At 48.8% G+C, this 23,712-nt stretch carries 19 protein-coding genes and 2 tRNA genes; 13 read left to right on the top strand and 8 right to left on the bottom strand.

Going from position 1 to position 23,712, the window contains the following annotated elements:
• Window positions 1-56 precede the first annotated feature (56 nt).
• The 3 genes from C6W44_RS04240 to rsmH form a co-directional block, all read right to left on the bottom strand.
• Window positions 57-2,174 (bottom strand): peptidoglycan D,D-transpeptidase FtsI family protein, encoded by a 2,118-nt coding sequence (locus C6W44_RS04240; RefSeq protein WP_105244356.1) that lies wholly within the window; start codon window positions 2,172-2,174, stop codon window positions 57-59.
• A complete protein-coding gene (locus tag C6W44_RS04245; RefSeq protein ID WP_105244357.1) occupies window positions 2,171-2,683 on the bottom strand; it encodes a cell division protein FtsL in 513 nt (170 codons plus the stop codon). Before C6W44_RS04245 ends, C6W44_RS04240 begins: the two co-directional genes overlap by 4 nt.
• A 277-nt stretch (window positions 2,684-2,960) precedes the next feature.
• Entirely contained in the window at window positions 2,961-3,992 is a 1,032-nt protein-coding gene (gene rsmH, locus C6W44_RS04255) for a 16S rRNA (cytosine(1402)-N(4))-methyltransferase RsmH (RefSeq protein WP_199774505.1), read from the bottom strand.
• Between the two features lie 427 nt (window positions 3,993-4,419).
• On the opposite strand from rsmH, the gene gltX reads away from it, so the two are divergent.
• The 4 genes from gltX to C6W44_RS04280 all read left to right on the top strand — a co-directional run bounded on the left by gltX (window position 4,420) and on the right by C6W44_RS04280 (window position 7,343).
• Window positions 4,420-5,958, top strand: coding sequence for a glutamate--tRNA ligase (gltX, locus tag C6W44_RS04265; RefSeq protein WP_105244359.1), 1,539 nt, complete (start codon window positions 4,420-4,422; stop codon window positions 5,956-5,958).
• A 227-nt stretch (window positions 5,959-6,185) separates the two neighbouring features.
• Window positions 6,186-6,261, top strand: a tRNA-Ala gene (locus C6W44_RS04270).
• 129 nt (window positions 6,262-6,390) lie between these two features.
• A tRNA-Glu gene (locus C6W44_RS04275) sits at window positions 6,391-6,466 on the top strand.
• A gap of 223 nt (window positions 6,467-6,689) precedes the next feature.
• On the top strand, window positions 6,690-7,343 hold the full coding sequence (locus tag C6W44_RS04280) for a LysE family translocator (RefSeq protein WP_105244360.1): 654 nt from the start codon (window positions 6,690-6,692) through the stop codon (window positions 7,341-7,343).
• 117 nt (window positions 7,344-7,460) lie between these two features.
• Here the strand turns inward: C6W44_RS04280 and acnA are convergent, their stop codons facing one another.
• Together acnA and C6W44_RS04290 are read right to left on the bottom strand one after the other, a co-directional pair.
• The gene (gene acnA / locus C6W44_RS04285; RefSeq protein ID WP_105244361.1) at window positions 7,461-10,301 is read right to left on the bottom strand and encodes an aconitate hydratase AcnA; all 2,841 of its coding nucleotides are present in this window, start codon (window positions 10,299-10,301) and stop codon (window positions 7,461-7,463) included.
• A gap of 352 nt (window positions 10,302-10,653) precedes the next feature.
• Window positions 10,654-11,727: a DUF3025 domain-containing protein gene (locus tag C6W44_RS04290; protein WP_105244362.1), complete on the bottom strand. Its 1,074-nt coding sequence runs from the start codon at window positions 11,725-11,727 to the stop codon at window positions 10,654-10,656.
• 114 nt (window positions 11,728-11,841) lie between these two features.
• Here C6W44_RS04290 and C6W44_RS04295 point away from each other — a divergent pair, with 114 nt between their 5' ends.
• On the top strand, window positions 11,842-12,558 hold the full coding sequence (locus tag C6W44_RS04295; protein WP_105244363.1) for a metal-dependent hydrolase: 717 nt from the start codon (window positions 11,842-11,844) through the stop codon (window positions 12,556-12,558).
• 44 nt (window positions 12,559-12,602) lie between these two features.
• On the top strand, window positions 12,603-13,160 hold the full coding sequence (locus tag C6W44_RS04300; protein ID WP_105244364.1) for a YchJ family protein: 558 nt from the start codon (window positions 12,603-12,605) through the stop codon (window positions 13,158-13,160).
• A 33-nt stretch (window positions 13,161-13,193) separates the two neighbouring features.
• Here C6W44_RS04300 and C6W44_RS04305 read toward each other — a convergent pair whose 3' ends face one another.
• From C6W44_RS04305 to C6W44_RS04315, 3 genes are read right to left on the bottom strand one after another with little or no spacing between them, the layout of a single operon-like run.
• A complete protein-coding gene (locus C6W44_RS04305) occupies window positions 13,194-14,102 on the bottom strand; it encodes a class II glutamine amidotransferase (protein WP_105244365.1) in 909 nt (302 codons plus the stop codon).
• Window positions 14,103-14,426 carry a hypothetical protein gene (locus C6W44_RS04310; RefSeq protein ID WP_227526354.1) on the bottom strand — a complete coding sequence of 108 codons (324 nt, stop codon included), beginning with the start codon at window positions 14,424-14,426 and terminating at the stop codon, window positions 14,103-14,105.
• A gap of 50 nt (window positions 14,427-14,476) precedes the next feature.
• Window positions 14,477-15,646 carry a homoserine kinase gene (locus tag C6W44_RS04315; protein ID WP_105244366.1) on the bottom strand — a complete coding sequence of 390 codons (1,170 nt, stop codon included), beginning with the start codon at window positions 15,644-15,646 and terminating at the stop codon, window positions 14,477-14,479.
• Window positions 15,647-15,834: 188 nt separating this feature from the next.
• On the opposite strand from C6W44_RS04315, the gene hisF reads away from it, so the two are divergent.
• The 7 genes from hisF (at window position 15,835) to glmS (ending at window position 23,632) form a co-directional block, all read left to right on the top strand.
• Window positions 15,835-16,617 (top strand): imidazole glycerol phosphate synthase subunit HisF, encoded by a 783-nt coding sequence (gene hisF / locus C6W44_RS04320; RefSeq protein WP_105244367.1) that lies wholly within the window; start codon window positions 15,835-15,837, stop codon window positions 16,615-16,617.
• A gap of 116 nt (window positions 16,618-16,733) precedes the next feature.
• Complete coding sequence (gene ribE, locus C6W44_RS04325) at window positions 16,734-17,264, top strand: 6,7-dimethyl-8-ribityllumazine synthase (protein WP_105244368.1); 531 nt, start codon at window positions 16,734-16,736, stop codon at window positions 17,262-17,264.
• A 295-nt stretch (window positions 17,265-17,559) separates the two neighbouring features.
• Window positions 17,560-18,486, top strand: a complete 927-nt coding sequence (nusB, locus tag C6W44_RS04330) for a transcription antitermination factor NusB (RefSeq protein ID WP_105244369.1) — start codon at window positions 17,560-17,562, stop codon at window positions 18,484-18,486.
• Window positions 18,487-18,488: 2 nt separating this feature from the next.
• Window positions 18,489-19,517: a thiamine-phosphate kinase gene (gene thiL / locus C6W44_RS04335; RefSeq protein ID WP_105244370.1), complete on the top strand. Its 1,029-nt coding sequence runs from the start codon at window positions 18,489-18,491 to the stop codon at window positions 19,515-19,517.
• A 3-nt stretch (window positions 19,518-19,520) separates the two neighbouring features.
• Window positions 19,521-20,111, top strand: coding sequence for a phosphatidylglycerophosphatase A (locus C6W44_RS04340; protein ID WP_105244371.1), 591 nt, complete (start codon window positions 19,521-19,523; stop codon window positions 20,109-20,111).
• Window positions 20,112-20,245: 134 nt separating this feature from the next.
• A complete protein-coding gene (gene glmU / locus C6W44_RS04345; protein ID WP_105244372.1) occupies window positions 20,246-21,622 on the top strand; it encodes a bifunctional UDP-N-acetylglucosamine diphosphorylase/glucosamine-1-phosphate N-acetyltransferase GlmU in 1,377 nt (458 codons plus the stop codon).
• A 165-nt stretch (window positions 21,623-21,787) separates the two neighbouring features.
• Entirely contained in the window at window positions 21,788-23,632 is a 1,845-nt protein-coding gene (glmS, locus tag C6W44_RS04350; RefSeq protein ID WP_105244373.1) for a glutamine--fructose-6-phosphate transaminase (isomerizing), read from the top strand.
• Window positions 23,633-23,712 lie beyond the last annotated feature (80 nt).

The following is a 23,712-nucleotide window of genomic DNA, read 5'->3' on the forward strand; positions in this document are numbered from 1 at the left end:
GCGGCTGGCGCTGGATACTGACCGACATCTGTCGTCGTGTTTGTGTGGCAAGATACTTATGGCTCTTCGGTTTTCAGCGGTTTATCTAAAGGCACATTATACAAACGCAGCGCCTCTTTCATGACATTATGAAAGACAGGAGCGACAGTCAGACCCGCATAAATCTGCGCGCGCGGGTCTTCGATGAGCATCACGCCCACCAGCCTTGGGTTTGATGCTGGTGCCATACCCGCAAAGACGTTGCGATACTGGTCAGTATAGTAGCCACCTTTGGGGTTGATACGGCGCGACGTTCCTGTTTTACCCGCCACACGGTAGCCATCAATGGCCGCGCCTTGCGCGGTACCACCCGGCTCGGTGACGCTCTCCATCATCTGCACGATAGACATCGCCTGCTCGTGCGCCATAATGCGTTTGCTTGGCTGCGGTGTGTCGTCTTTGATCAATGTCAGCGGATGCATGACACCACCTGCGGCCAGCGCCGAATAGGCCTGTGCGACCTGCGCAAGTGTCACCTGCAGACCATAACCATAACTGACGGTGGCTCGGCGCGAGGTTTCTTTTTCTTTTGGCGTGACCACCAGGCCACTACCCTCACCAGGGAACTGTAATGGGGTTTTTTCACCAAAGCCAAACTGCTTTTGCATATTGGTAATGGCATCAGGCGGCAGGGATAAGGCAATCTTGGTCGAGGCAACGTTACTCGATTTTTGTAGTAGCGTGCCCATGTTGATCATGCCGAGATTACGGTGATCGCGAATGGTATAACCACGGACACGGATGGAGCCTGGATTGGTATCAATCAATGATGTCGCGGTATATTTACCCGAGTCTAACGCCGCAGCCACAGTAAATGGCTTCATCACTGAGCCTGGCTCAAAGACATCTAACAGCGCACGGTTTCGCTGGTTTTCACCGGTCATCTCATTGAGGTTATTGGAATTAAATGACGGCCAGGTCGAGAGGGCGAGCACCTCGCCTGTCTGTACATCGACGACCATACCTGTCGACCAGCGCGCCCGCTGTAGGCGTCCTGCTTTTTCTAACTCTTTATAAAGCAGATATTGCAGGCGCGAGTCAATCGTCAGTGCCAAATCTTTGCCCGGTATCTCAGGCTCGACTTGCTTGATTTCTTTTAGGCTGTTTTGTTTGGCATCTTTTAGCACCAGTACCTTGCCATCTTTGCCCGCCAGCTCCTTTTCGTACTGACGTTCTATACCCGCACGCCCTTCATAGCCGCCCTCAGGGTCATTGGCATTTTGTCCCATAAAGCCGAGCAATTGCGAGTTGGGCTGAGGCTGCGGGTAATAACGCTGAAAGAAGTTTTTTTCATATACCCCAGGGAAATCTAAAGAGCTGATACTTTGGGCAATCTCTGGCGTGACTTTATTAAGAAGCGGTAGGTAGTGCGAGCCTGCGCCTGATGGCAACGCTGCTTTTACTGCTTCCTCGTCGGTGACATCGATGCTGTCATCGATCGCGGTGACTCGTCTTAGCTCATTGACTGAGATATTGGCGGCAGCGGCCAAGGTCGTCAAGTCCATAGCATCCAAGCGTTTTTGCATGCGCGCTCGTAGCTGCGGACTGTCAGGATTGGTCAAAATGATGCGTTTTAGCTCATAGTATTCACGCGCATAATCATGCGGACTAAAGGACACTGTCGCCAGCGGCGCACTCACTGCCAGTGGTAGTTTGTTGCGATCGGTAATCATACCGCGATAAGATGTTTGCGTGCGTACGCTGGTGATCAGCTCATTGCCCTTATCTTGATAAAACTGGGCATTGGCGACTTGAATGTAGTAAGCACGGCCTATCAGCGCGACCAATATGGCAAGCGCCAACCCCCAAACCGTCCAAAATCGCGCTTTGTCTTGCTCAAAACCGCCCCGTGAGGACGCCCCTGATGCTTTATTTAAAAACGCGGTTTTACGGTTTTTGACACTGGTATAAGCGCCTTGATTGTCATTCTTTTTTAGTCGCCCAAACAGCTTGGCCTTACGGCTATCTGCCGCACTACTATCAGTTTTTTTATTATCAGTTTTTTTATTTTTTTGTCCTGATTTGGCCGCACTGACACGGCGCAGCGGCTTGGTGACTTTGCCGCTGGTGGGTTTTTTGCTGTTGTTTTCTGCTGTTGACTTACCGGTCTTGGCTTTGGATTTTTTTTCACTCATCGCCCAGCCTCCGCCGCATTGGTATTAATTGATGTAGCTCTAGGCGGTGCAGCGGGCGACAAATCGGTACTGGCAACCTCTTGCATGACATCACTATCATTGGCGGTGATATCTGTCTCGCTAGAGGCGGCTGGCGCCAGCGCCGTAGGAGCGCCTGGTTGAATAATCAACTTGTCTTTGAGGGTTGGAGAGTACATGCCAAGCTCGGCCACAGCGCGGCTGGCAATTTGCGGCGTGGCGCTAAAGGTTTGCTGCTCGATAAGCAATCGCTGATGCTCTACTTGTAGCTTGCGCTGTTGTTTTTTCATGTCTTGCAAGGTCTTATAGTCCTGATGGTATTGCTGGACGCCTTCAGCGGTCTTGATACCGCTCCAGATGATTGCCGCCGCCAGCAATAATAAAATCGCCACATAAATGCTGACCACATTAAACCGGCGCACAAACAGCTCGCCGATATCGACATTAGGAGGGGTGCCGGTGCGGCGAGTAGGTTTGTCAGATATTGCCATGACGCTCTCAAAAAGTGGACTTCAAATATAAAATCGGCGACGGTTTTAAATGGTTTTTATGCGCAAATGTCTTTACCAGATATTGAGGCCGCATCAGTGACATAAAGCCAAATATCACTGTCATGCGCGCTACAAACAAAAAGCCAACTGCTGAGCCTAGCAGGTAATATTTACAGCTTTTTAACACTAGCGTAGCCATTCGCACATTTTTATCTTATTTAGACAAACAACAGCAAAGCGATATGACTATTCTTAAACCGCTTCACTGACAATGCGATTACTCTTGGCTTGCCGCCTGTTGGTACTCAACATCGCTGCGCGTGGCCAGTCGTAACCATGCACTGCGCGCGCGCGGGTTGCCGCTGACCTCGCTCTTGCTAGGCCCCACCCGTTTTGGTTTACCAAAATAGCGCGGGCGTTTGGGCGGCATCGGCAGATTGTCATCCTCTGGATATTGTCCTTTGCTATGGCGCTGCAAAAACTGTTTGATTCGGCGGTCCTCTAAGGAGTGAAAGCTAATCACTGCCAGCTGACCACCTGCTTTTAAAATCGGAATACTTTGCGCTAAAAAGTCATCGACATCGCCAAGCTCGTTATTGATAAAAATACGCATGGCCTGAAAGCTTTGGGTCGCTGGATGCTTGCCGCGCTGCCAGTTGGGGTGCGCCGTTTTGATCACCTCTGCCAGCTCAAGCGTGGACTCATAGCTGTCCATCTGCTTGATGGCGCGCGCGATACGGCGACTGTGGCGCTCTTCGCCGAACTCGTAAAGCACATTGGCCAAGGTTTCGTCATCGACCTGATCGAGCCATTCGGCCACCGACTGGCCACGACTGGTATCCATACGCATATCGACCGCGCCATCACGCATAAAACTAAAACCGCGGCTACCATCATCAATCTGCGGCGATGAAATGCCCAAATCTGCCATCAAGCCATCCACCTGATCGATGCCCAGCGCCGCTAGGCTGTCCGTTAAGGTTGCAAAACTATCATGCACCACTTTGACACGGCTGTCACTAGCTGCCAGCTCTTGCGCCACAGCAATTGCTGTCGGGTCTTTATCAAACACCACCAGCGTCGCGTCGTCGCTCAGATGACTCAATAATAGACGGCTATGACCGCCACGGCCAAAGGTAGCATCGACGTAGATGCCGCTCATTTGCAAGCTGGGTTGTGGGGCGTCATCTGTGCATTTGGGAAGAGATTTTACGCCCAGTACCGCCGCCACCGTCTCTTGCAATAGCACGGCATCATGGACAAAGCGCTGCTCGCTGGACGCCGCGCACGCAGACGCTCCCTCACGGATGGGCTGCGCGGTATCAGAGGTTACAGCAGATAAATCAGCCGCCGACTTGGCAGGGTCAGTGGCCAAAGAAGGGCTTTGTTTGCAAGTGGACGTACTGTTTTGCTTATTATTTGGCTTATCATTCAATGTGGACACAAACGACTCAGTAGATGACGGCCATATCGGCCGGTAATAGTAAAAAATCAGATGAAAATAAACAAGTTATGTCTTGCTTGACATTATTATCGCAAGGATACACGGTGAGTCAAGCACTAGACAGGCTTTTCATTAAAAATATCGCAGCTGTCTGTTATACTAGCGCTATATTTTACGCTATTTTTTGCTATTGACGGCCACTCTTTCATTGCTATTTTAGTCATATTTTTTCTTCAGCTATTTTGTGGCTATTATTGCTATTTATCGCCCACGACATTTTGAGATTTTTATTATGCAAACATCGACCCACGCTCCCTCCGACACGAGCAACGCCCGCCCTATTCGCACGCGTATTGCACCCTCGCCGACTGGCTTTCCGCATGTTGGTACCGCTTATATTGCGCTTTTTAATTTGGCTTTTGCCAAAGCCCACGGCGGCGAGTTTATTTTGCGTATTGAGGACACCGATCAAACGCGTTCGACGGCCCAATCCGAGCATATGATTTTGGACGCGCTACGCTGGGTCGGACTTGACTGGAGCGAGGGGCCAGACGTTGGTGGCCCGCATGCGCCTTATCGTCAGAGCGAGCGTAGCGATATTTATAAAAAACACGCCGAGCAGCTGATAGCAAGCGACCATGCGTTTCGCTGTTTTTGTACTACAGAAGAGCTAGACGCCATGCGCGCTGAGCAAATGGCCAATGGCGAGACCCCACGCTATGACGGCCGCTGTGCCCACCTAGCTCCAGAAAAAACTGCTCAATTGGTAAGCGAGGGCACCCCGCATGTGATCCGTATGCGTGTACCCACCGACGGCGTTTGCCAAGTACATGACATGCTGCGCGGCACTGTCGAGATTCCTTGGGCGCAAGTCGATATGCAGGTGCTGCTAAAAACTGACGGCATGCCAACTTACCATCTTGCCAACGTCGTCGATGACCACTTGATGGAAATCACTCACGTCATGCGCGGCGAAGAGTGGCTAAACTCTGCCCCCAAGCATCAGCTGCTTTATGACTATTTTGGTTGGGAGATGCCAACACTCTGCCACATGCCGCTACTGCGTAACCCTGACAAATCAAAGCTGTCGAAGCGTAAAAACCCAACCTCAATCACCTACTACCGTGATGCCGGCGTACTGCCTGAGGCGCTACTCAACTACCTAGGCCGTATGGGCTACTCAATGCCTGACGATACCGAAAAATTCACCTTGGATGAAATGATTGCCAGCTTTGATATCCAGCGCGTGTCTCTTGGTGGCCCTATCTTCGATACCGAAAAACTCAATTGGCTAAACAGCGAATGGCTACGTGCACTTACACCTGAAGAGCTAAAAAACAAGATTCTCGATTGGGCCAGTGACAGCGATAAACTCACCGCTATCGCCGCTGCGATTCAGCCACGCATCGAGCTGTTGTCTGACGCGGTCAACTGGGGCGGCTTTTATTTCCAAAACCTGCCAGACATCACCGCTGAGAGCTTCACCCATAAATCGCTTGAGTCTGAGCAAATCATCGAGCTGCTACAACTGGCGCTTTGGCAGCTTGAGACCCTGCCGACGTGGTCGGAGGAAAACATCTATACCACGCTAAAAGGCCTCGCCGCTCACCTCGATATCAAGATGCGCGATTTTATGGCGCCGTTCTTTATCGCGATTGCTGGTAGCACCTCATCGACGCCCGTTATGAACTCGATGGCGATTATCGGTGCGGATATGACCTTGACGCGCTTGCGCCATGCGGTTGATGTCCTAGGCGGCCTCGGTAAAAAGAAACTGAAAAAGCTTGAGAAAAAAGCGGCGGATCTGCCTAATTTTTTGGCTGATGCATAGTTTGGCAGCAGGGTATCCTTGTACTTGCCAATAAAGAGTAGAATGGATAAATAATAAAAAAGAGTCAGCTCGATACTGGCTCTTTTTTATGTAACCTCCATACTCAAACGCCCATAATCAGCCATTTAAATACTTTTAATGACTTTTTTTGCATTATTTTGCATTTTTTTTAAAATAGCGGTTGACAATACTGCTGGTCTTACCTAAAATACGCACACTCTTAGCGAGGGGCTATAGCTCAGTTGGTAGAGCACTTGCATGGCATGCAAGGGGTCAACGGTTCGACTCCGTTTAGCTCCACCATACTATTTATCGCTCAACGGATAAATATTGCTTTGAGAACAATGTCAGCACCTAGGCAAGGCTTATTGATAAATAAGCGCTCTGATATTGTGAAGTACCGTTATAACCATAGGTTATGATACTCTATGCGTCCCCATCGTCTAGAGGCCTAGGACACCGCCCTTTCACGGCGGTAACGGGGGTTCGAATCCCCCTGGGGACGCCACTATTCGGCGTCACTTATTAGCACTTTTGCTTAGCATCAGGTTAGACTAATAAGCGAACACTAAAAAATCCCAATCATCATCCGGTGACTGGGATTTTTTTCGTTTGTCGTTTATAAAAACCATCGATATTAGCTGCTCATGACGACCGATACCAGGTAAACTACGAAATAAACGATAAATAAAACACTCCCCTATTATTGCTAACATAAGGAAGTATGAGCCATGTTCGGTATCGAAAACTATCTGGGCTTTGTCTTGGCGGCGATTTTGCTAAACCTCACTCCAGGTATCGATACGATGTATATCATCACCCGCAGCGTTTCGCATGGCAGCGCAGCAGGGTTTTATTCTGTCCTCGGTATCATCTCAGGCATCTTGGTACACACGGTATTCGCCGCATTGGGTCTATCGATCATTTTGATCAACTCGCCTCTGGCCTTTACGATTGTAAAATATATCGGTGCCAGCTACTTGTGCTATCTGGGTATAAAAATGCTGATGAGCAAGCAGCCTTCTTTACTGGCAAATCATTTACCAAAAAGCAGCCCATCGGCACCTGCCAACTCTATAGCACACTGGCAAATATACAAACAGGGCGTATTAACCAATGTCTTTAACCCAAAAGTCGCGCTATTCTTCCTCGCATTTTTTCCGCAGTTTATCGATCCTAGCTATGCTCATAGCGCCTTGTCATTTCTGATCTTAGGATTGAGTTTTGCGCTGACGGGATTTGTATGGTGTTCGTGCCTTGCCTTACTGGCCTCAAAATTTAGTGCCAACTTAAGAAAAAACCCAGCTATCGAAGTTCTTTTAAATAAAATAAGCGGCGTGGTGTTTATTGGTTTGGGGGTTAAGCTGCTGACTGAGAAGGGGTAAAAAAACTACAAATAACGATCAAATAAGCTGATTTGTATAAAATCTAACTACCCATAAAAAAGCCCAGTCCCCTACATTAAGGAGACTGGGCTTTTTCGTTGTAAGTCTAACGAACCACTAAGCAGCGTTTTTACTATCAGCCGCTAGCTGACGTAATACATAGTGCAGTACGCCGCCATGACGTACGTATTCGCGCTCTTTTGGTGTCTGTAGACCGACATTGACCTCAAAGGTTTCAGTCGAGCCATCGGCGCGGGTGGCAGTGACTTGAGCGGTTTTGCTCTCGCCATTGTTTAGGCCAGTGATGCTCAGCACTTCAGAGCCATCGAGCTTGTAGGTTTGAGCGTCTTCGCCATCTTTGAAAGTCAATGGCAGCACGCCCATACCGACGAGGTTTGAGCGGTGAATACGCTCGAATGAGGTAGTCAGTACCGCTTTGACACCAAGCAAAATCGTACCCTTGGCAGCCCAGTCACGGCTAGAGCCTGAGCCATACTCCGCCCCGCCGAGGACGACGAGTGGACGCTTATCTTCTTTATACTTCATCGCCGCATCATAGATGGCCATCTCTTCACCATCTTGTAGCGTCGACTTGTCATCTTTGAAGTAATAGGTATAACCGCCTTCTTTGCCGCCCATCATTTGGTTTTTGATACGGATATTGGCAAAGGTACCACGAGTCATGACTGCATCATTACCACGGCGTGAGCCATAACTGTTAAAGTCCGCTTCCATAACGCCGCGCTCTTGCAGATACTTACCTGCTGGCGAGTTTGGATCAATATTACCCGCAGGCGAGATATGGTCGGTGGTGATTGAGTCACCGAATAGACCTAAGATACGCGCGCCTTCGATATCAGGGATACCCTCTGGCTCCATGGTCATACCATCGAAGAACGGTGGGTTTTTGATGTACGTTGAGCCTTCATCCCATGGATATAGCTGACTATCGGCTGAGCTAATCGCGTTCCATTCTTTACTACCGTCGAACACTTCACCATAGTTTTTACGGAACATATCGGCATCGATGTTATCAGCAATCAGCTCGTTGATTTCATCTGACGTTGGCCAAATGTCTTTTAGATAGACATCATTGCCGTCTTGATCTTGACCGAGCGGATGGGTGGTTAAGTCAATATCGACTGTACCTGCTAAGGCATAAGCGACAACCAATGGCGGCGATGCTAGGTAGCTGGCCTTGACGTGTGAGTGAATACGACCTTCGAAGTTACGGTTACCCGAGAGTACTGCAGCTGCCACTAAATCATTCTCTTCGATGCCTTTTTCGATCACATCAGGAAGCGGACCTGAATTACCGATACAGGTGGTACAACCGTAACCGACCAAATAAAAACCTGTTTTTTCTAGCTCATCCATCAGCTTGGTTTTTTCTAAGTAATCCGTCACTACTTTTGAGCCGGGCGCCAATGAGGTCTTGACCCAAGGCTTGGCTTTGAGGCCTTTGGCAGCGGCCTTTTTAGCGACCAATCCAGCACCAATCATAACGGCTGGATTTGAGGTGTTGGTACAAGAGGTAATAGCGGCGATCACGACTGAACCATCGCGCAATTTGTGCTCTTTTTCGTCAATATTAACGCTTGAGAACACGTTATTGGCTGGCTGGTAGCCTTTGCTATCGTCAGTTTCGGTATCAACGTCGATGTTGGGTTCAGCTGCCAATTGTTCCGCTTGCTCTTGCTCGCCGCCTTCTTGGTCAAAGCGTACTTTGCCTTCGATTTCTGACTTGCGATCTTTGGTCATTTTTTCTAGCGTTTCGCCGAATTTTTCGTGCATATCAGATAAGTTAATACGCTGCTGCGGTAAGTTAGGGCCTGCCAGTGCTGGCTGGACAGAAGACAGATCAAGCTCTAGCTTACTTGAGTAAGTCGCCGCTGGCGTATCGGCATCATGCCATAATCCTTGCGCCTTGGCATATTTTTCGACCAACTCAATTTGACTCTCTTCGCGGCCTGATAGACGCAGATAATCAATCGCCATTTGGTCAATCGGGAAGATACCACAAGTCGCACCATACTCAGGCGACATATTGGCAATCGTTGCCCGATCCGCAAGCGGCATTTGATGTAAGCCTTCACCGTAGAATTCGACAAACTTACCGACCACGCCATGTGCTCGTAGCATCTCGACCACACGCAATACCAAATCCGTCGCGGTGACGCCTTCACTGAGTTTGCCTGTCAGCTCAAAGCCAACCACTTGCGGAATCAGCATCGAAGACGGCTGACCGAGCATCGCCGCTTCAGCTTCGATACCGCCAACACCCCAACCAAGCACACCGATACCATTAATCATCGTCGTGTGACTGTCGGTACCAAATACCGTATCTGGATACGCCATCAGCTCGCCATCAACATCCGCTGCCATCACGACGCGCGCTAAATACTCAAGGTTGACCTGATGCACAATACCGGTCGCGGGCGGGACAACGACAAAGTTCTCAAAGGCATTTCGGCCCCAATGGAGAAACTCATAACGCTCATTATTACGCTTAAATTCAATCTTTTCGTTGAGATCCAGCGCATCTTTGCGACCATAAGCATCCACTTGTACCGAGTGGTCAACGACCAGCTCACTGGGAATAAATGGGTTAATCTGCTCCGCTTTGCCGCCCAGCTCAACGACAGCATCACGCATCGCTGCTAAATCAACGACTGAGGGCACGCCGGTGAAATCTTGCAGCACCACGCGTGCTGGCATAAAGGCAATCTCTTTGGACGCCTCAGCGCCAGCGTCCCAGTTGGCCACTGCTTCGATGTGGTTTTTGCCGACAGACTGACCATCATCTTCGTTACGCAGTAGGTTCTCAAGCACAACTTTCATACAGTATGGTAGCGTATTGATATTGTCGTAAGTCTCGGCAAGTTTGGGCAAACTATAATAGGCATGCTCCTTGCCATCGACCGAGATGGTGTCTTTTACATTAAAGATATCACTCATAGTAGCTTCCTTATCGTTGTTATAAATCCTAAACATAAATGGCCAATTACAAGTTAGCATTTATGTGGATATTGGTGGCTCAATAAATGGTGGTTTATTAAAGAAATACTGTGTCAAAGTAGGCACTAAAAACATTCATTATTACAAAACCATGTAAGACAAAATCCTAAGATATATGTTTTCATCAACCCAAGCTGTATAAGTGCTTGTAAGACCTGACATCAGCTTGTTTTTACCATAACAAATATATAGTGCTTTGTTAACGTCTGGACGTAGTCAAATCGTGGCACAATCGTAACTGTAACAATGTGTTAGCGAGTTATTAATGAGAGGCTAGCCAAATCCATTTTTATTATTTTTTACGGCGACCACTACGAAACACAAATGCATCATCATAAAAATGAGAATCTTCATTCTCGGCCCAAAAATGCGGCACACCTAAAATGGGCAATGGCGATAAATGACGCGGTGTGACTGCGTCCTTTGATAGTAATCCATTCATATAATCAGCCAATTTATCATCCAAAAAGGCGATGCGCTGCTGCGTTGACAAGGCAAAGAAATCTTGGCCGACGCTGATGACCACACTATGCGCGCACAAGGGCTTACGCGGCGCTATCAATTGCTCAAGGAGGGCATGACCAAAAATATAAACCACCGCTTGCGCGTTTGGACTAGGACTTGTAGGGTCATCCCACTGCGTGCGCGGCTGTACCAAACTGCCCTGCCAGTCAAAGCCAATCAACGCCTCGCCAATACTAGGATTGGCGGTAACCAATACCGCGCCGTTTTCATCAAACACAGTGATGGTATCGCGCACCCGCCCTCGACTGGCACCGACCCCTTGCTGCTCAATCTCAAGCATATGATAGTGGTTTAGCAGGGCTTTGGTCTTAGGAAAAGTCAGCCAAATACTGCCGTTAAATAAGTCGTGTAAGTTATCACGCGTCGGGATATTGCCCGTACTGCCGATGAAGCTCTCGTAAGCCTCGCCCTCTGGCAGCGCGTCTTGCGAGACAAACTGTAAAGTCTGCGCCTTATGGTTATATGCAGGCTTGGTGTGCGGTAGTTGCTGCTGCAAGGCTGCTGCCTGCTGATGCAATGCGGTATTTAATACTTTCGCGATGATGTCTGGCGTGTCTTGGGTGCGGCTGATATCAAGGACTTGAGTCTCAGGAGCAGAGCTTTGAGTATCAGCGCGCTCCATGCTCCAGTTACTCGCCGCACTAAGCCGAGTGATGGCTTGACTAATGGCATCTAACTGCTGCACATGCCCAAGCCACGGCGCACGCCAGTCAATCTGGGCAAAGCTATCATCAAGTCTACTTGCCGCTACGGTTGACGCCTGTATAGACGAATCGTTTGGCAAAGGCTTGTCAAAACGCGCATCTAAACGATGCAAAGGAGGCAGGTTACTGGCAGTCATATCAAACTATCTCTCATGGGCGATGGGCGGCTTATGGTATCATGGTGCGCTTTTTTACGGCTAGACGGCCAGCTCGAAACGCTGTGTTCGCGCGCTATTTATTAATGAGTTTTTATGGCAAATTTTAATACCCACTTAAATGTCGCTTTTATGGTCAGCGGCACCCTGAGTTTGACGGTTTATAAAGCTGGATTGATTGATGATTCAGGGTTTTTAGTATGCGTGGCGCTTGGTACCATTGGTGGATTGCTACCAGATTTGGATTCAGATAATTCAACACCGATTAAGCTGGGTTTTAATATTACCTCGTTTGTCTTTGCCTTTGGCTTGGTCATGCATTGGCGTAGTGATTTGAGCTTGCTCGCATTGATCGCATTATGGCTGGCGGGTTATGGTTTTATGCGTTATGTGATCTTTCATATCTTTACCACCATGACCGTACATCGCGGCGTTATCCATTCTGTGCCTTATATGGCGATACTTGGACTGGGGTTAACCTGTCTAAGCTATTATGGTCTGCATCTACCGCTGACAACCAGTTGGTTTTATGGTCTGTTTTTATTTGGCGGTGCGATGGTGCATTTGGCTCTAGATGAGTTGTATAGCGTCAATTTGTCCAATATGAAAATGAAGCGCTCGTCGGGTACGGCGATGAAGTTTTATCAGCATAAAGACAAATGGTGGTATTTGCTGCTATACGTTATTTTGGCGTTATTGTTATATATAGCGCCGCCGTTTGACACCTTTTGGCAGCAGGTCAGTGATCCTGCAGCTTGGGCAAAGCTTAAGCTCGGTCTATGGCCAGAATTGATAAAAGGCTGGCTAAGTTAAGGCCGCCTCTACCAGCAAAAAATGATAAATAATGAGAGTACACTATGTCGACTTCTGCCGCCCTCCAAACCTGCCCTTGCCAAATCAACCCCGCGTCAGAAACCACCACCGCGCCCCTACTTTATAAAGACTGCTGTCAGCCTTATCATGACAGCGTTTTAAATAAAGAAGCGGATAAAACTGACGGCGTACAGGCAGAAACGGCGGAGCGTCTGATGCGCACGCGTTATAGTGCTTTTGTGCTTATCAAGCCAGAATACATCGTCAAAACCACACTACCCGCGCAGCAAAGCTTACTTGATGTGACAGCAATTGAGGAATGGGCCACTAAGACCGATTGGGCAGGATTAGAGGTTGTAGAACACAGAGCAAAGCTTGGCAAACGGCACGCGCAGGTTGAATTTAAAGCTTATTTTAGAACGCCTAATGGCTTGCAAGCGCATCACGAGTTGTCGGCCTTTATAAAGGTAGTAAATAAAGCCCATCATGATGCGCGTTGGTATTTTCTCGACCCGACCGTTCTTATGACTGTCACACAGAAACAGCCGTGTATTTGTGGCTCAGGTGAGAAGTTTAAGCGTTGTTGTGGATTATATAGTTAATTCACTGTAAAACCGATACAGTGCCTGCCAGCGCTATACACTGGCCCCAACCGCCCGTGCTACTGCAATCCCTTCGTCAATGGTCAAAAACTTACGCTGGCTTGGGCTGTCTTTATAAATAATCTCACCCTCAGAGAATATCAGACATTCATTGACCGCCAACTGTTGCCAGTTTTCATTTTCAGTCAATGGCACGGTCACCAAAATCGTCACCTTATCGGTATCGGTGGTGACATCGCTAAAGTTAATCGCCAAGTCATCGTCCGCCAGTTTCGCTTCGCCAAATGGCGCTTGACGGGTGAGATAAAACAATAAGCTACCGGCATACGCCAATTGCCAGCGGCCGTTGGAGATTAGACAATTAAACAAACCGTTGGCCGACAAATAACGGCACTGCGTGGTCAAAAAGTTAAACAGCGTCTGGTCATCAGGACGGGTTTTAAAAGTGCTTTTTAAGCGATTGACCAGATAACAAAACGCCATTTCAGAGTCGGTGCTGCCGACAGGTTGGCAGTGCGAGGCGTTGCCATTGTCTTGCAGACGCTGACAGCGCTTGATAAATTCACTATTCATCTGCCCGTTGTGGGCAAATACCCACTGCTCGCCCCAGACCTCACGCACGAAAGGATGGGTATTTGCCAGACAGTTTTGTCCCTGCGTGGCTTTACGAATGTGGGCGATGACATTCATGGCTTTGATCGGGTAATTGTTGACCAAATCTGCCACTGGCGACAGATGGCTTGGGCGATTGTCATGAAACAAGCGTAGTCCCGTTGAGTCGTTTGCCATCTCGCCATTATTGGTGCAGTCGCTACGTTCAAAAAAAGCAATACCAAAACCATCCTCATGGCTGTCCGTCATGCCGCCGCGACGACGAAACCCTGCAAAGCTAAACCCAATATCGGTTGGGGTATTACAGTTCATTCCTAAGAGCTGGCACATTTATAGATCACCATCATGATTGTCGTTATGGTCGTCGTTTTTTGTAGGATGTACAGTCGCGCTTGCGCCATTTTCTGCTCCTTCATCAAACATCTCATAGGGCGTCGCGCCTTCGGTATCGATACTGTCCAAGATACGTTTGGCATGCGCAAGCTCGGTATCTTGTATCCACAGTACGATACCTGAGTTCATCCCTGGCATCGCGCTTAGCGGCTGCAAGGACACCGTGATGCCATTATTACGCAGTAGATTGGCATGCAGCTCACCTTGCATATTGGTGTCATAGCGTGCCAGTTTATGCCAGTTATCAACTTGATCGGTCATAGGGTCGCCTCTGTGGTTTGGATGCAAAAAATGGTATTGAGCAAAAAAACTTACGCCAATTGATCGAGCGTATATTCTTTGATGCTCAACTCACGACTATTACTTAAAGTAGCACGCGCTTGCTCAGCGTGGGTAATATCACTAAATATACCTATGAGTTGATTGTCGCGCTTATCATTTGATAAGACAAATACCGTCTTTTGCGCTTTTTCGACATGCGCCCAGTGATAAGCGGCCAAACGCTTCATAAGGTCAGGATTTTTCACCATGATATTGTCACCCGTCCGACCTTCGGTACGGTTATAATGAATGACATTAAGACGTAAAAGCCAGAAAATCACCGCCGCTTTGGCAAGCATAACAGGTAACGCACGTTTTTCATCGCGGTTTAGCGCGCGTTTTGACTCATATCCTTCTAAAAACGCTGCCATCTTACGACGATCAAAATGTACCAGCTCGCCTTGCTCAGCATCGCCCCACGTGGTACAAAAATCATTGATGGTAATGGCGATATCCATCACATAGTGCTCGACACTGACCTCAGTAAAATCTAATAGACCTGTTAGCTTTTCCTGCCCTTTAGTCAAGTCCCATAGCGTATTGTCAGCGAACATATCAAGATGACACAAGCCTTTTGGTAAGTCGGTCAGAGGTAGATTTGAATAAGCTTGCCAAATATCGCGCATGAGCTTGGCTTCATCGCCGGGCATAAACTGCATTTCACGGTCGCGCACCTCGCTCCACGGATAGAGGGGCACGCCGTAGTCTTGTGCCGGTTGTAGCGCTTGCAGGGTTTCATGCAGCATCGCTAACGCCGCGCCAATCTCATGACACATCGCAGGCGTGGTCTCTTGCGGATGCGCGCCAGACAAGCACGGCACCAAGGTGATCGCCTTGTCTTCATAATGAATGACATAGCGTTTTTCCGTATCAGTATTATCATCAGCATCTAATTCTACCAATGCCAACGGGGCAGCGACCGGCAGCTTGCCATCTAGTTGATTTAATATCACTGCCATTTTTTCGATGTCTTCTGGCGGGCGCTCTTCAAACAAAGTAAACACATAAGCATGCGCGCCATCGACATCGTCCGTCGTTTGAATAAACCAGTTAGAGTTTTTGATGCCTTGGGTAATTGGAATGGCGCGGGCAAATGACACGCCAAAACGCTGGCAAAAGGCGGCAAATTGATCATCAGTTAACTGGGTATAGACGGACATGACATCTCACTTTGGCAATTGGATAAGAAGATAAATAGAATAAATCTGGACGCTAATGACAATAATCGTCCCGCGTATCAGCAAACCATCATAAATAGCATAATAATCTTGTGAAAACCTGCCTGATATGGCAGCGATTTTGCTAGACTAGCGCTTATGGTTGAATTGATTATAAGGTGAAAGACCCTATGTTAGCAAAGCGTATCATTCCTTGTTTGGACGTGGACAATGGCCGCGTGGTCAAAGGCGTACAGTTTGTCGATATCAAAGACGCGGGCGACCCTGTCGAAGTAGCACAGCGCTACAACGAACAAGGCGCTGATGAGATTACTTTTTTGGACATTACGGCGACCAGCGATGAGCGTGATACCACTTACCATACCGTCGAGCGTATGGCAGAGACGGTGTTTGTGCCGCTCACAGTTGGCGGCGGCGTGCGTAAAATTAGCGATATTCGTAACCTGCTCAATGCTGGCGCGGACAAGGTGGCGATTAATTCAGCCGCGGTTTTTACACCTGAATTCGTCGGTGAAGCTGCGCAGAAATTTGGTAATCAATGTATTGTCGTCGCCATCGATGCCAAGCGCGTTGCCGATATCGACATCAATGGCATAAAAGTGCCACGCTGGGAGATTTTCACTCATGGTGGCCGCAAGCCTACCGGGATCGATGCCGTCGCTTGGGCACGTAAAATGGCAGAGCTTGGCGCAGGCGAGCTATTGGTCACCTCGATGGATGGTGATGGTACCAAAAAAGGCTATGACTTAGCGCTAATGAAGCATATTACCGATCAGGTCAACATTCCGGTTATCGCTTCAGGCGGTGTCGGTAATCTACAGCACTTAGTCGATGGCGTACTTGAAGGCGGCGTCGATGCGGTACTCGCAGCCAGCATCTTTCACTTCGGTGAGTATAGCGTACAAGAGGCCAAGCAATACATGGCAGCGCGCGGGATTGAAATGCGTTTATAATAAGCGCTTAAGTCAACCATGAGCGCAAAAAAATGCTATCATAGTCAACAACTTATTTTAGCCTTTTTCATTGTTCAATCACTATTTAACAATTAATAAAATCAAAGGATATTTTTATGTCAAATTTACAGCAGCAGCGCAATGATATTACCCACATCGATGGTAACTTGCATCAAAACGAAGCGGCGCGTATCGGTATCGTCGTTGGCCGTTTTAATGGGTTTGTCGTTGAGTCATTAGTCGACGGTGCTATCGACGCCCTATTACGTCATGGCGTATTGGGCAGCAACATCACTGTGATTCGTGTGCCAGGTGCCTTTGAGCTACCACTCGTTGCCCAGCGTGCCGCTGAGTCAGATCGTTTTGATGCCATCATTGCGCTCGGCGCGATCATCCGTGGTAGCACGCCACATTTTGACTTTGTCGCTAGCGAGTCTGCCAAAGGTCTGAGCAGCGTTGCGATTGATTATAATATCCCTGTCGCCAACGGTGTCATCACCACCGACAGCATCGAGCAGGCGATTGAGCGCTCAGGCACCAAAGCGGGTAACAAAGGCTCGGAAGCGGCGATGGTCGTCCTTGAGATGCTAGCGGTACTCTCGCAGCTAGACGTTGATGATGACTATGATACTAGTGATGATGCTTAGGTTTAAAAGATAAAGCATTATCATACAGCTCTTTACGTAGAGCTTTTTATGATTAGGTTGACATGGCAAAGACTGCCTCGAATGCGGGTTTTAAACGCTCATGCTAAACCAAGAATAACGTTTCAAGTTTTCAATAAGTACTTTTACAAACACTTTTAATAGGCGCTATGGTCAAAAGTCATGGCGCTTAAGCGCCACAACGGACTGGCAAAGTTGCCAATCGACTACTATTTAACATTTTATTGGCTATTTATTCACTTAGTTAAACTTTTTGTTTAAACCTTAGGTATTTTTCATGACTGACCAACTCAAACGCGCTATCCATGAAGCAAAGACGGCAAAAACTACTAGCAATCCTACTGATAAAGCGGGTGCTAGCAGTGAGGAACAAAACTTCGATATGAGTGAGTCGACTTATAAGACGACCCATACTGCCGTACGTAAGGCGCGCCGCTTTGCGATGCAAGGCTTGTATGAGTGGCTAGTGACCGATCGCCGTTTTGAGACCACAGATAAGCTTGGCTGGAAAGACAACGCCCCTCACGATATCGCCGCGCGTACCCGTGCCACGAACGCTATGCATACCGTACACATTGGCTACTATCACGAAATGATGCGCGATATCCCAGAGCAAATCGAAACGCTGGACGCTTTAATTGAGCAACACCTTGACCGCAAAGTCGAACAGCTCGATACTGTTGAGCACGCGATTTTGTTGATTGGTGCTTATGAGCTGCAAAACCGTCTTGAGATTCCCTATAAAGTGGTGCTTGATGAAGCAATGAAGCTCAACAATCACTTTGGCGCCACTGACGCGCACAAGTTAATCAACGCGGTGCTCGATAAAATGGCCATAGATCTGCGTGACCTCGAAGTACAGGCCGATATCAAGGCCAACCGCCGCAGCTCACAAAAAGCCGCTGGACCCGCCGCACAGCCGCAGCCGCAAACTACTGATGAAACCAAGGCTGTCACTAACGCTGACGACACCAGCGAGACGCCGGCCACAACTGGCAAACCTCGTATCAGTGCCAATAAAGCCATTAAACGGCCACGTGCTAACAAGGCTCAAGCAAATATCAGTGATTATAGAGCCAGCAAAAAAGCCAGTGCGCAAGGACATAATGAGGCAGCCGCCACGCCTACCCCTGAGAGCACTGCCGCCGATGTTGGGCTACATGATTCAAACCTTGTCAATTCAGACGAAAAAAGTAAAGAATAACCATGAATGAATTTGAGCTGATCGAGCGCATCTTTGCACAGATGCAAATATCGCCAGCACGCACGGCAACGGACGTCGAAAAAGGCATCGGTGATGACGCGGCGGTGATGAACGTACCTACAGGCGCGCGCTTGGTCAGCTGCATTGATACTCTCGTTCAAGGGCGGCATTTTAGCGCCGATTGGGATGAAGTAAATCAATTAGCCTTTCAAATTGGCTATAAAGCAGTCGCGGTCAATGTCTCAGATATCGCTGCGATGGGCGCGGCGGCGCACAGTATTTTGCTGGCGCTGGCATTGCCTGAGCGCTTGGCGACTGAGGCTTGGCTCACTGAATTTGCCAAGGGTTTGTTTCATGCCTGCCAGCTCTTTGGCGTGACCCTGATAGGCGGTGATACCACGCGCAGCGATAACTTAGTGTTAAGCGTTAGCGCGCAAGGGTTTTTAGCCGCTGATACACCAGCCGTCTATCGCTCAGGCGCGCAAGTCGGTGATAAAGTCTATGTATCAGGCACGCTTGGGGATGCCGCATATGCGCTGCAGCATCCTGATAGCAGCCAAGGCATAGCGCTGGCGCATCGCTTGCACATGCCGACGCCGCGTATCACCTTAGGGGCCGCGCTGGCCAAAGTGGGCGCCACAGCGATGATCGATATCTCTGATGGTCTGTATCAAGACCTTGGGCATATCTGCGAGCAAAGTGGCGTTGGCATACGTCTTGATTTAGAGCAGCTACCAACCAGCCAAGCGTTAGCGAGCGTGGATATATCTGAGCGCTTACTATGCCAGCTGGCAGGTGGCGACGACTATGAGCTGGCTTTTACTTTACCTGCTGATATCGAGCCACCCGTCAACGATATCAGTGACACGCCAGTGACTTGTATTGGCGAGGTGATAGCATTGGCCAAGGCAGATACGGCAACCAACGTGCATGCTGAGCTGTATTATCAAGGACAGCGGGTAACACCGACGCACCCTGCCCCTTTTGCCACATGGCCCACGCTGACGGGTTACCAACACTTTGCAGGTTAATCCATGACCGATCATGATCTATCTAAGCCTGATATCCGGCAAGTCAATGACTGCCCACCTCTACCTGCCACGGCCAGCACGCTCGATCGTGCGGTTTATTGGCTCGGTATTGGTCTCGGTAGTGGCCTGCCGCGCCGTGCCCCTGGCACATGGGGGACAGTGGGCGGGCTACTCGTCGCGATACCGCTTATGAGTTTCGGCTTTTTGCCGTTTTTGATAATCACTATATTGTCTTGTGTCGTTGGTAACTCAATATGCGGCAGAACCTCCACTCTGATGGGCGGTCACGACAACCCGCATATCGTCTGGGATGAATGGGCGGGTATGTGGCTCACCTTGCTACCGATGTCTTATATGGGCGTTGCCGATAGCAGTTTTTGGCAAAATATCAGCCAAACTTCTTCTCTCATCGCGCTTCTTATCGCCTTTATCCTGTTTCGTTTTTTTGACATCATCAAGCCACCACCGATCGGCTGGGCAGATAAAAAAGTCGCCGGTGGCTTAGGTATCATGCTCGATGACATTATCGCAGGCATCATGGCGGCAATTGTTTGGATTGTTCTTTATAGTAGCGTATTATCACTTGCTAACTGATGCTGCTATGAGTCGTTAGCACATTTCGTGACGCTGCAAATAAGACGTTACAAAGATGTCACGACTTAGCAGTTTGGTTGGTTACGCATTTACGTTATAATTCAAATCACATCTTGTTACATTTGTAGGCCATTATGACTTCTCCTCTTTCGGTAATTATCCTAGCAGCGGGTAAAGGCACACGTATGCAGTCGGCCAAACCCAAAGTCCTGCAGACACTGGCTGGCAAGTCTTTACTCGCTCACGTTTTAGACACCTGTCACCAGCTGACGGCCGATGAGACCATCATCGTGCATGGTTTTGGCGGCGAGCAAGTCAAAGCTGAAATCACCACCCAGTATGCCCAGTCAGCCTTTACTTGGGTGGCGCAAACTGAGCAGCTAGGGACCGGGCATGCGGTCAAGGTCACGCTGTCTGATTTGCCAAAAGACGGTCAAAGTCTGATTCTTTATGGTGATGTACCATTGGTCAGTTGCCAGACGTTAACCGCATTAAAGTCGGCCAACACCGATGGCATGTCGATGCTGACGCTAACGGTAGATAACCCGTTTGGGCTAGGTCGCATCAAACGTGACAACAACGGTAATATCGAAGCCATCGTTGAGCAAAAAGATGCCAGCGCTGATGAGCAAGCCATCAAAGAGATCAATAGCGGCATTTACTGCGTCGATAATGCCCTGCTTCATAAATACTTGCCGAAACTATCAAACGACAATGCCCAACAAGAATACTATCTGACAGATATCGTCAAGATGGCCGTGGCCGATGGTATCGCCATCGCTGCGATCGAGCCTGAGCATACCTTTGAGATTGAAGGCGTCAATAACCGTCAGCAGCTCGCCAGCTTAGAGCGGACGTGGCAAGGAAAGTTAGTCGCCGACTTACAAGAAGCCGGCGTGCAGTTTGCCGATCCTAGTCGTGTCGATATTCGAGGAACCCTAAGCGCCGGTCAAGATGTGTTTGTCGATGTTGGCGTGGTGTTTGAGGGTGATTGTACCTTAGGCGACAATGTCTATATCGAGGCAGGATGCGTCATCAAAAACGCTCATATCGGCAATGCTTGTCATATCAAACCCTACTGCGTCATTGATCATGCCAAGATTGGCGCTGGTGTCGATGTCGGGCCTTTTGCGCATTTGCGTCCTGAAAGCGTACTAGCAGACCAGAGCAAGGTCGGTAATTTTGTCGAAATCAAAAAATCCACCATCGGTCAGGGCAGCAAAGTCAATCACTTAAGCTACGTGGGCGACTCGACTGTCGGAACAGGCGTCAATATCGGTGCAGGTGTCATTACCTGTAATTATGATGGTGCCAATAAGTCACAAACCATCATCGAGGACAACGCCTTTATCGGCTCCAATGCCAGCTTGGTGGCGCCGGTTACCATCGGTGATACAGCGACTGTAGCGGCAGGCTCGGTGATTACCAAGGATGTCGATGCTAGTGCCTTAGCGTTTGGCCGCGCTCGGCAAACGCAAAAAGAGAACTTTCAGCGTCCAACTAAAAAATAAAGACGGCGGTGATCGTCAACTCGATAAAAACGATAGTAAGACCACTAAGGCAGTACGACAATAATTTGTGGTGCTGCTTATTTATATTGACAGATTAATGATTATCCATGTATTGGCATCTTTTCAAATCACATGGTATGAGAACATAAAATTTAAGGAATAATTATGTGCGGAATCGTTGGAGCAGTGGCTGAGCGTAATATCGCCAATATCTTACTTGAAGGACTAAAACGTTTAGAATACCGCGGCTACGACTCCGCTGGCCTAACGGTCATTCGTGATGGCGAGCTGCATCGCGAACGCCAAGTGGGCAAGGTACAAGCCTTAGTCGATGCCGTCGCCGTCAATCCTGAATTTTTTGATGGTCATATCGGTATTGCCCACACCCGCTGGGCGACACATGGCGAGCCTGCCCAGCGCAACGCCCATCCGCATATCTCTGGTAAGATCGCGGTGGTGCATAATGGTATTGTGGAAAACTATGCCGAGCTTAAAGAAACGCTGGTAGCAAAAGGCTACGAGTTTACCTCACAGACCGATACCGAGGTCGTTGCGCACTTAATCAATGATATCTATAAAACCACATCTGACTTATTAGACGCGGTGCGTGCGGTCATTCCTATGTTGCACGGCGCTTTTGCTCTTGGCATTGTGCATATCGATTGCCCAGACGAGCTGATTACCGTGCGTCTAGGCTCGCCATTGGTCATCGGTGTGGGGATCGGCGAGAATTTTATCGCGTCCGATCAGCTAGCACTTCTGCCCGTGACCAACCGCTTTATGTATCTAGAAGAAGGCGATATCGCCAAGCTGACACGCGACAGTATTGACGTATATGCAGATGGTGTAAAAGTAAAACGTCAAATACATGAGATTGACGCCGCCCAGCATAATGCCGATAAAGGCGAGTTCAGACATTATATGCTCAAAGAAATCTACGAGCAGCCAGATGCAGTTGCTCGTACCATTGAGATGGCAGTAGATAGCGATGCACCATCTAAGCTGCGTGATGATTTTTTACAGCGCCATGAAGCACTGTTAAAAGGCATTAAACAGGTCCAAGTCATCGCTTGTGGTACCAGTTATCACGCAGGTTTGGTGGCAAAGTACTGGTTTGAAAGTCTAACTCGTGTGCCGTGCTCAGTCGAAGTGGCTAGTGAGTTCCGCTACCGCAATCCGGTCGTCGTCGATAACACACTGGTCATTTGCATCTCGCAGTCTGGTGAGACAGCCGATACCTTATCGGCGCTACGCGATATTCAAAAACACACCCCAGCCGGTCTTGTGAGCTTGGCACTGTGCAACGTACCGACGTCGTCTTTGGTGCGCGAGACCGATATCTTTTTGCCGACGCTGGCGGGCCCTGAGATTGGTGTCGCTTCCACCAAAGCTTTTACCACTCAGCTGGCCGCCTTGATGCTGCTGGTGTTAAAGGTAGGCGCCGTCCAAGCGCGCATGACAGACGAGAAACTGAGCACGCTGCTAGAGAAATTACAAGCGCTGCGTGGCCAACTGCATGCCAGCTTACACCTCGATGCGCCGATCAAAGTCATGAGCGAGCATTTTGAATATAAGAAAAGCTGCTTGTTTTTAGGTCGCGGTTTACAATTTCCTATTGCACTAGAAGGCGCATTGAAGCTAAAAGAGATCTCTTATATCCACGCTGAAGGCTATGCCGCCGGCGAGCTAAAACACGGCCCATTAGCCTTGGTGGATAAAGACATGCCAATCGTGGTGCTCGCGCCAAAAGACAGTATGTTTGATAAACTCAAAGCCAACATGCAAGAGGTGCATGCGCGCCATGGCGAGCTGTTTGTCTTCGCCAGTGAAGAGAGCAAGATGGTTGCAGAAGATAGAATGCACGTGGTCTATGTGCCTGAGGTTTGCGAGACACTGGCCCCCATTGTCTATAGCATACCTGTGCAGCTGCTGTCCTACCATGTGGCCGTGATGCGCGGCACAGATGTCGACCAGCCTCGTAACCTCGCAAAATCAGTGACGGTTGAATGATACAACTTATTGATTTTAAATGTTTTTTATGAATTAAACCATTATATAACACTAAATACTTTGCTGTCTAGCATTACTAG

Origin of the sequence: Psychrobacter sp. Marseille-P5312 (genome assembly GCF_900291405.1) — a bacterium.
Lineage (GTDB): Bacteria > Pseudomonadota > Gammaproteobacteria > Pseudomonadales > Moraxellaceae > Psychrobacter > Psychrobacter celer.

What these genes read in the sequence shown, in the direction of transcription:
- C6W44_RS04315 (WP_105244366.1), bottom strand. Translation starts at nt 15,646, where the DNA reads ATGTCCGTCTATACCCAGTTAACTGATGATCAATTTGCCGCCTTTTGC.
- ribE (WP_105244368.1), top strand. Translation starts at nt 16,734, where the DNA reads ATGTCAAATTTACAGCAGCAGCGCAATGATATTACCCACATCGATGGT.
- C6W44_RS04280 (WP_105244360.1), top strand. Translation starts at nt 6,690, where the DNA reads ATGTTCGGTATCGAAAACTATCTGGGCTTTGTCTTGGCGGCGATTTTG.
- glmU (WP_105244372.1), top strand. Translation starts at nt 20,246, where the DNA reads ATGACTTCTCCTCTTTCGGTAATTATCCTAGCAGCGGGTAAAGGCACA.
- hisF (WP_105244367.1), top strand. Translation starts at nt 15,835, where the DNA reads ATGTTAGCAAAGCGTATCATTCCTTGTTTGGACGTGGACAATGGCCGC.
- C6W44_RS04245 (WP_105244357.1), bottom strand. Translation starts at nt 2,683, where the DNA reads ATGGCAATATCTGACAAACCTACTCGCCGCACCGGCACCCCTCCTAAT.
- C6W44_RS04310 (WP_227526354.1), bottom strand. Translation starts at nt 14,426, where the DNA reads ATGACCGATCAAGTTGATAACTGGCATAAACTGGCACGCTATGACACC.
- glmS (WP_105244373.1), top strand. Translation starts at nt 21,788, where the DNA reads ATGTGCGGAATCGTTGGAGCAGTGGCTGAGCGTAATATCGCCAATATC.
- C6W44_RS04305 (WP_105244365.1), bottom strand. Translation starts at nt 14,102, where the DNA reads ATGTGCCAGCTCTTAGGAATGAACTGTAATACCCCAACCGATATTGGG.
- nusB (WP_105244369.1), top strand. Translation starts at nt 17,560, where the DNA reads ATGACTGACCAACTCAAACGCGCTATCCATGAAGCAAAGACGGCAAAA.
- C6W44_RS04340 (WP_105244371.1), top strand. Translation starts at nt 19,521, where the DNA reads ATGACCGATCATGATCTATCTAAGCCTGATATCCGGCAAGTCAATGAC.
- C6W44_RS04240 (WP_105244356.1), bottom strand. Translation starts at nt 2,174, where the DNA reads ATGAGTGAAAAAAAATCCAAAGCCAAGACCGGTAAGTCAACAGCAGAA.
- gltX (WP_105244359.1), top strand. Translation starts at nt 4,420, where the DNA reads ATGCAAACATCGACCCACGCTCCCTCCGACACGAGCAACGCCCGCCCT.
- C6W44_RS04290 (WP_105244362.1), bottom strand. Translation starts at nt 11,727, where the DNA reads ATGACTGCCAGTAACCTGCCTCCTTTGCATCGTTTAGATGCGCGTTTT.
- C6W44_RS04295 (WP_105244363.1), top strand. Translation starts at nt 11,842, where the DNA reads ATGGCAAATTTTAATACCCACTTAAATGTCGCTTTTATGGTCAGCGGC.
- thiL (WP_105244370.1), top strand. Translation starts at nt 18,489, where the DNA reads ATGAATGAATTTGAGCTGATCGAGCGCATCTTTGCACAGATGCAAATA.
- C6W44_RS04300 (WP_105244364.1), top strand. Translation starts at nt 12,603, where the DNA reads ATGTCGACTTCTGCCGCCCTCCAAACCTGCCCTTGCCAAATCAACCCC.
- acnA (WP_105244361.1), bottom strand. Translation starts at nt 10,301, where the DNA reads ATGAGTGATATCTTTAATGTAAAAGACACCATCTCGGTCGATGGCAAG.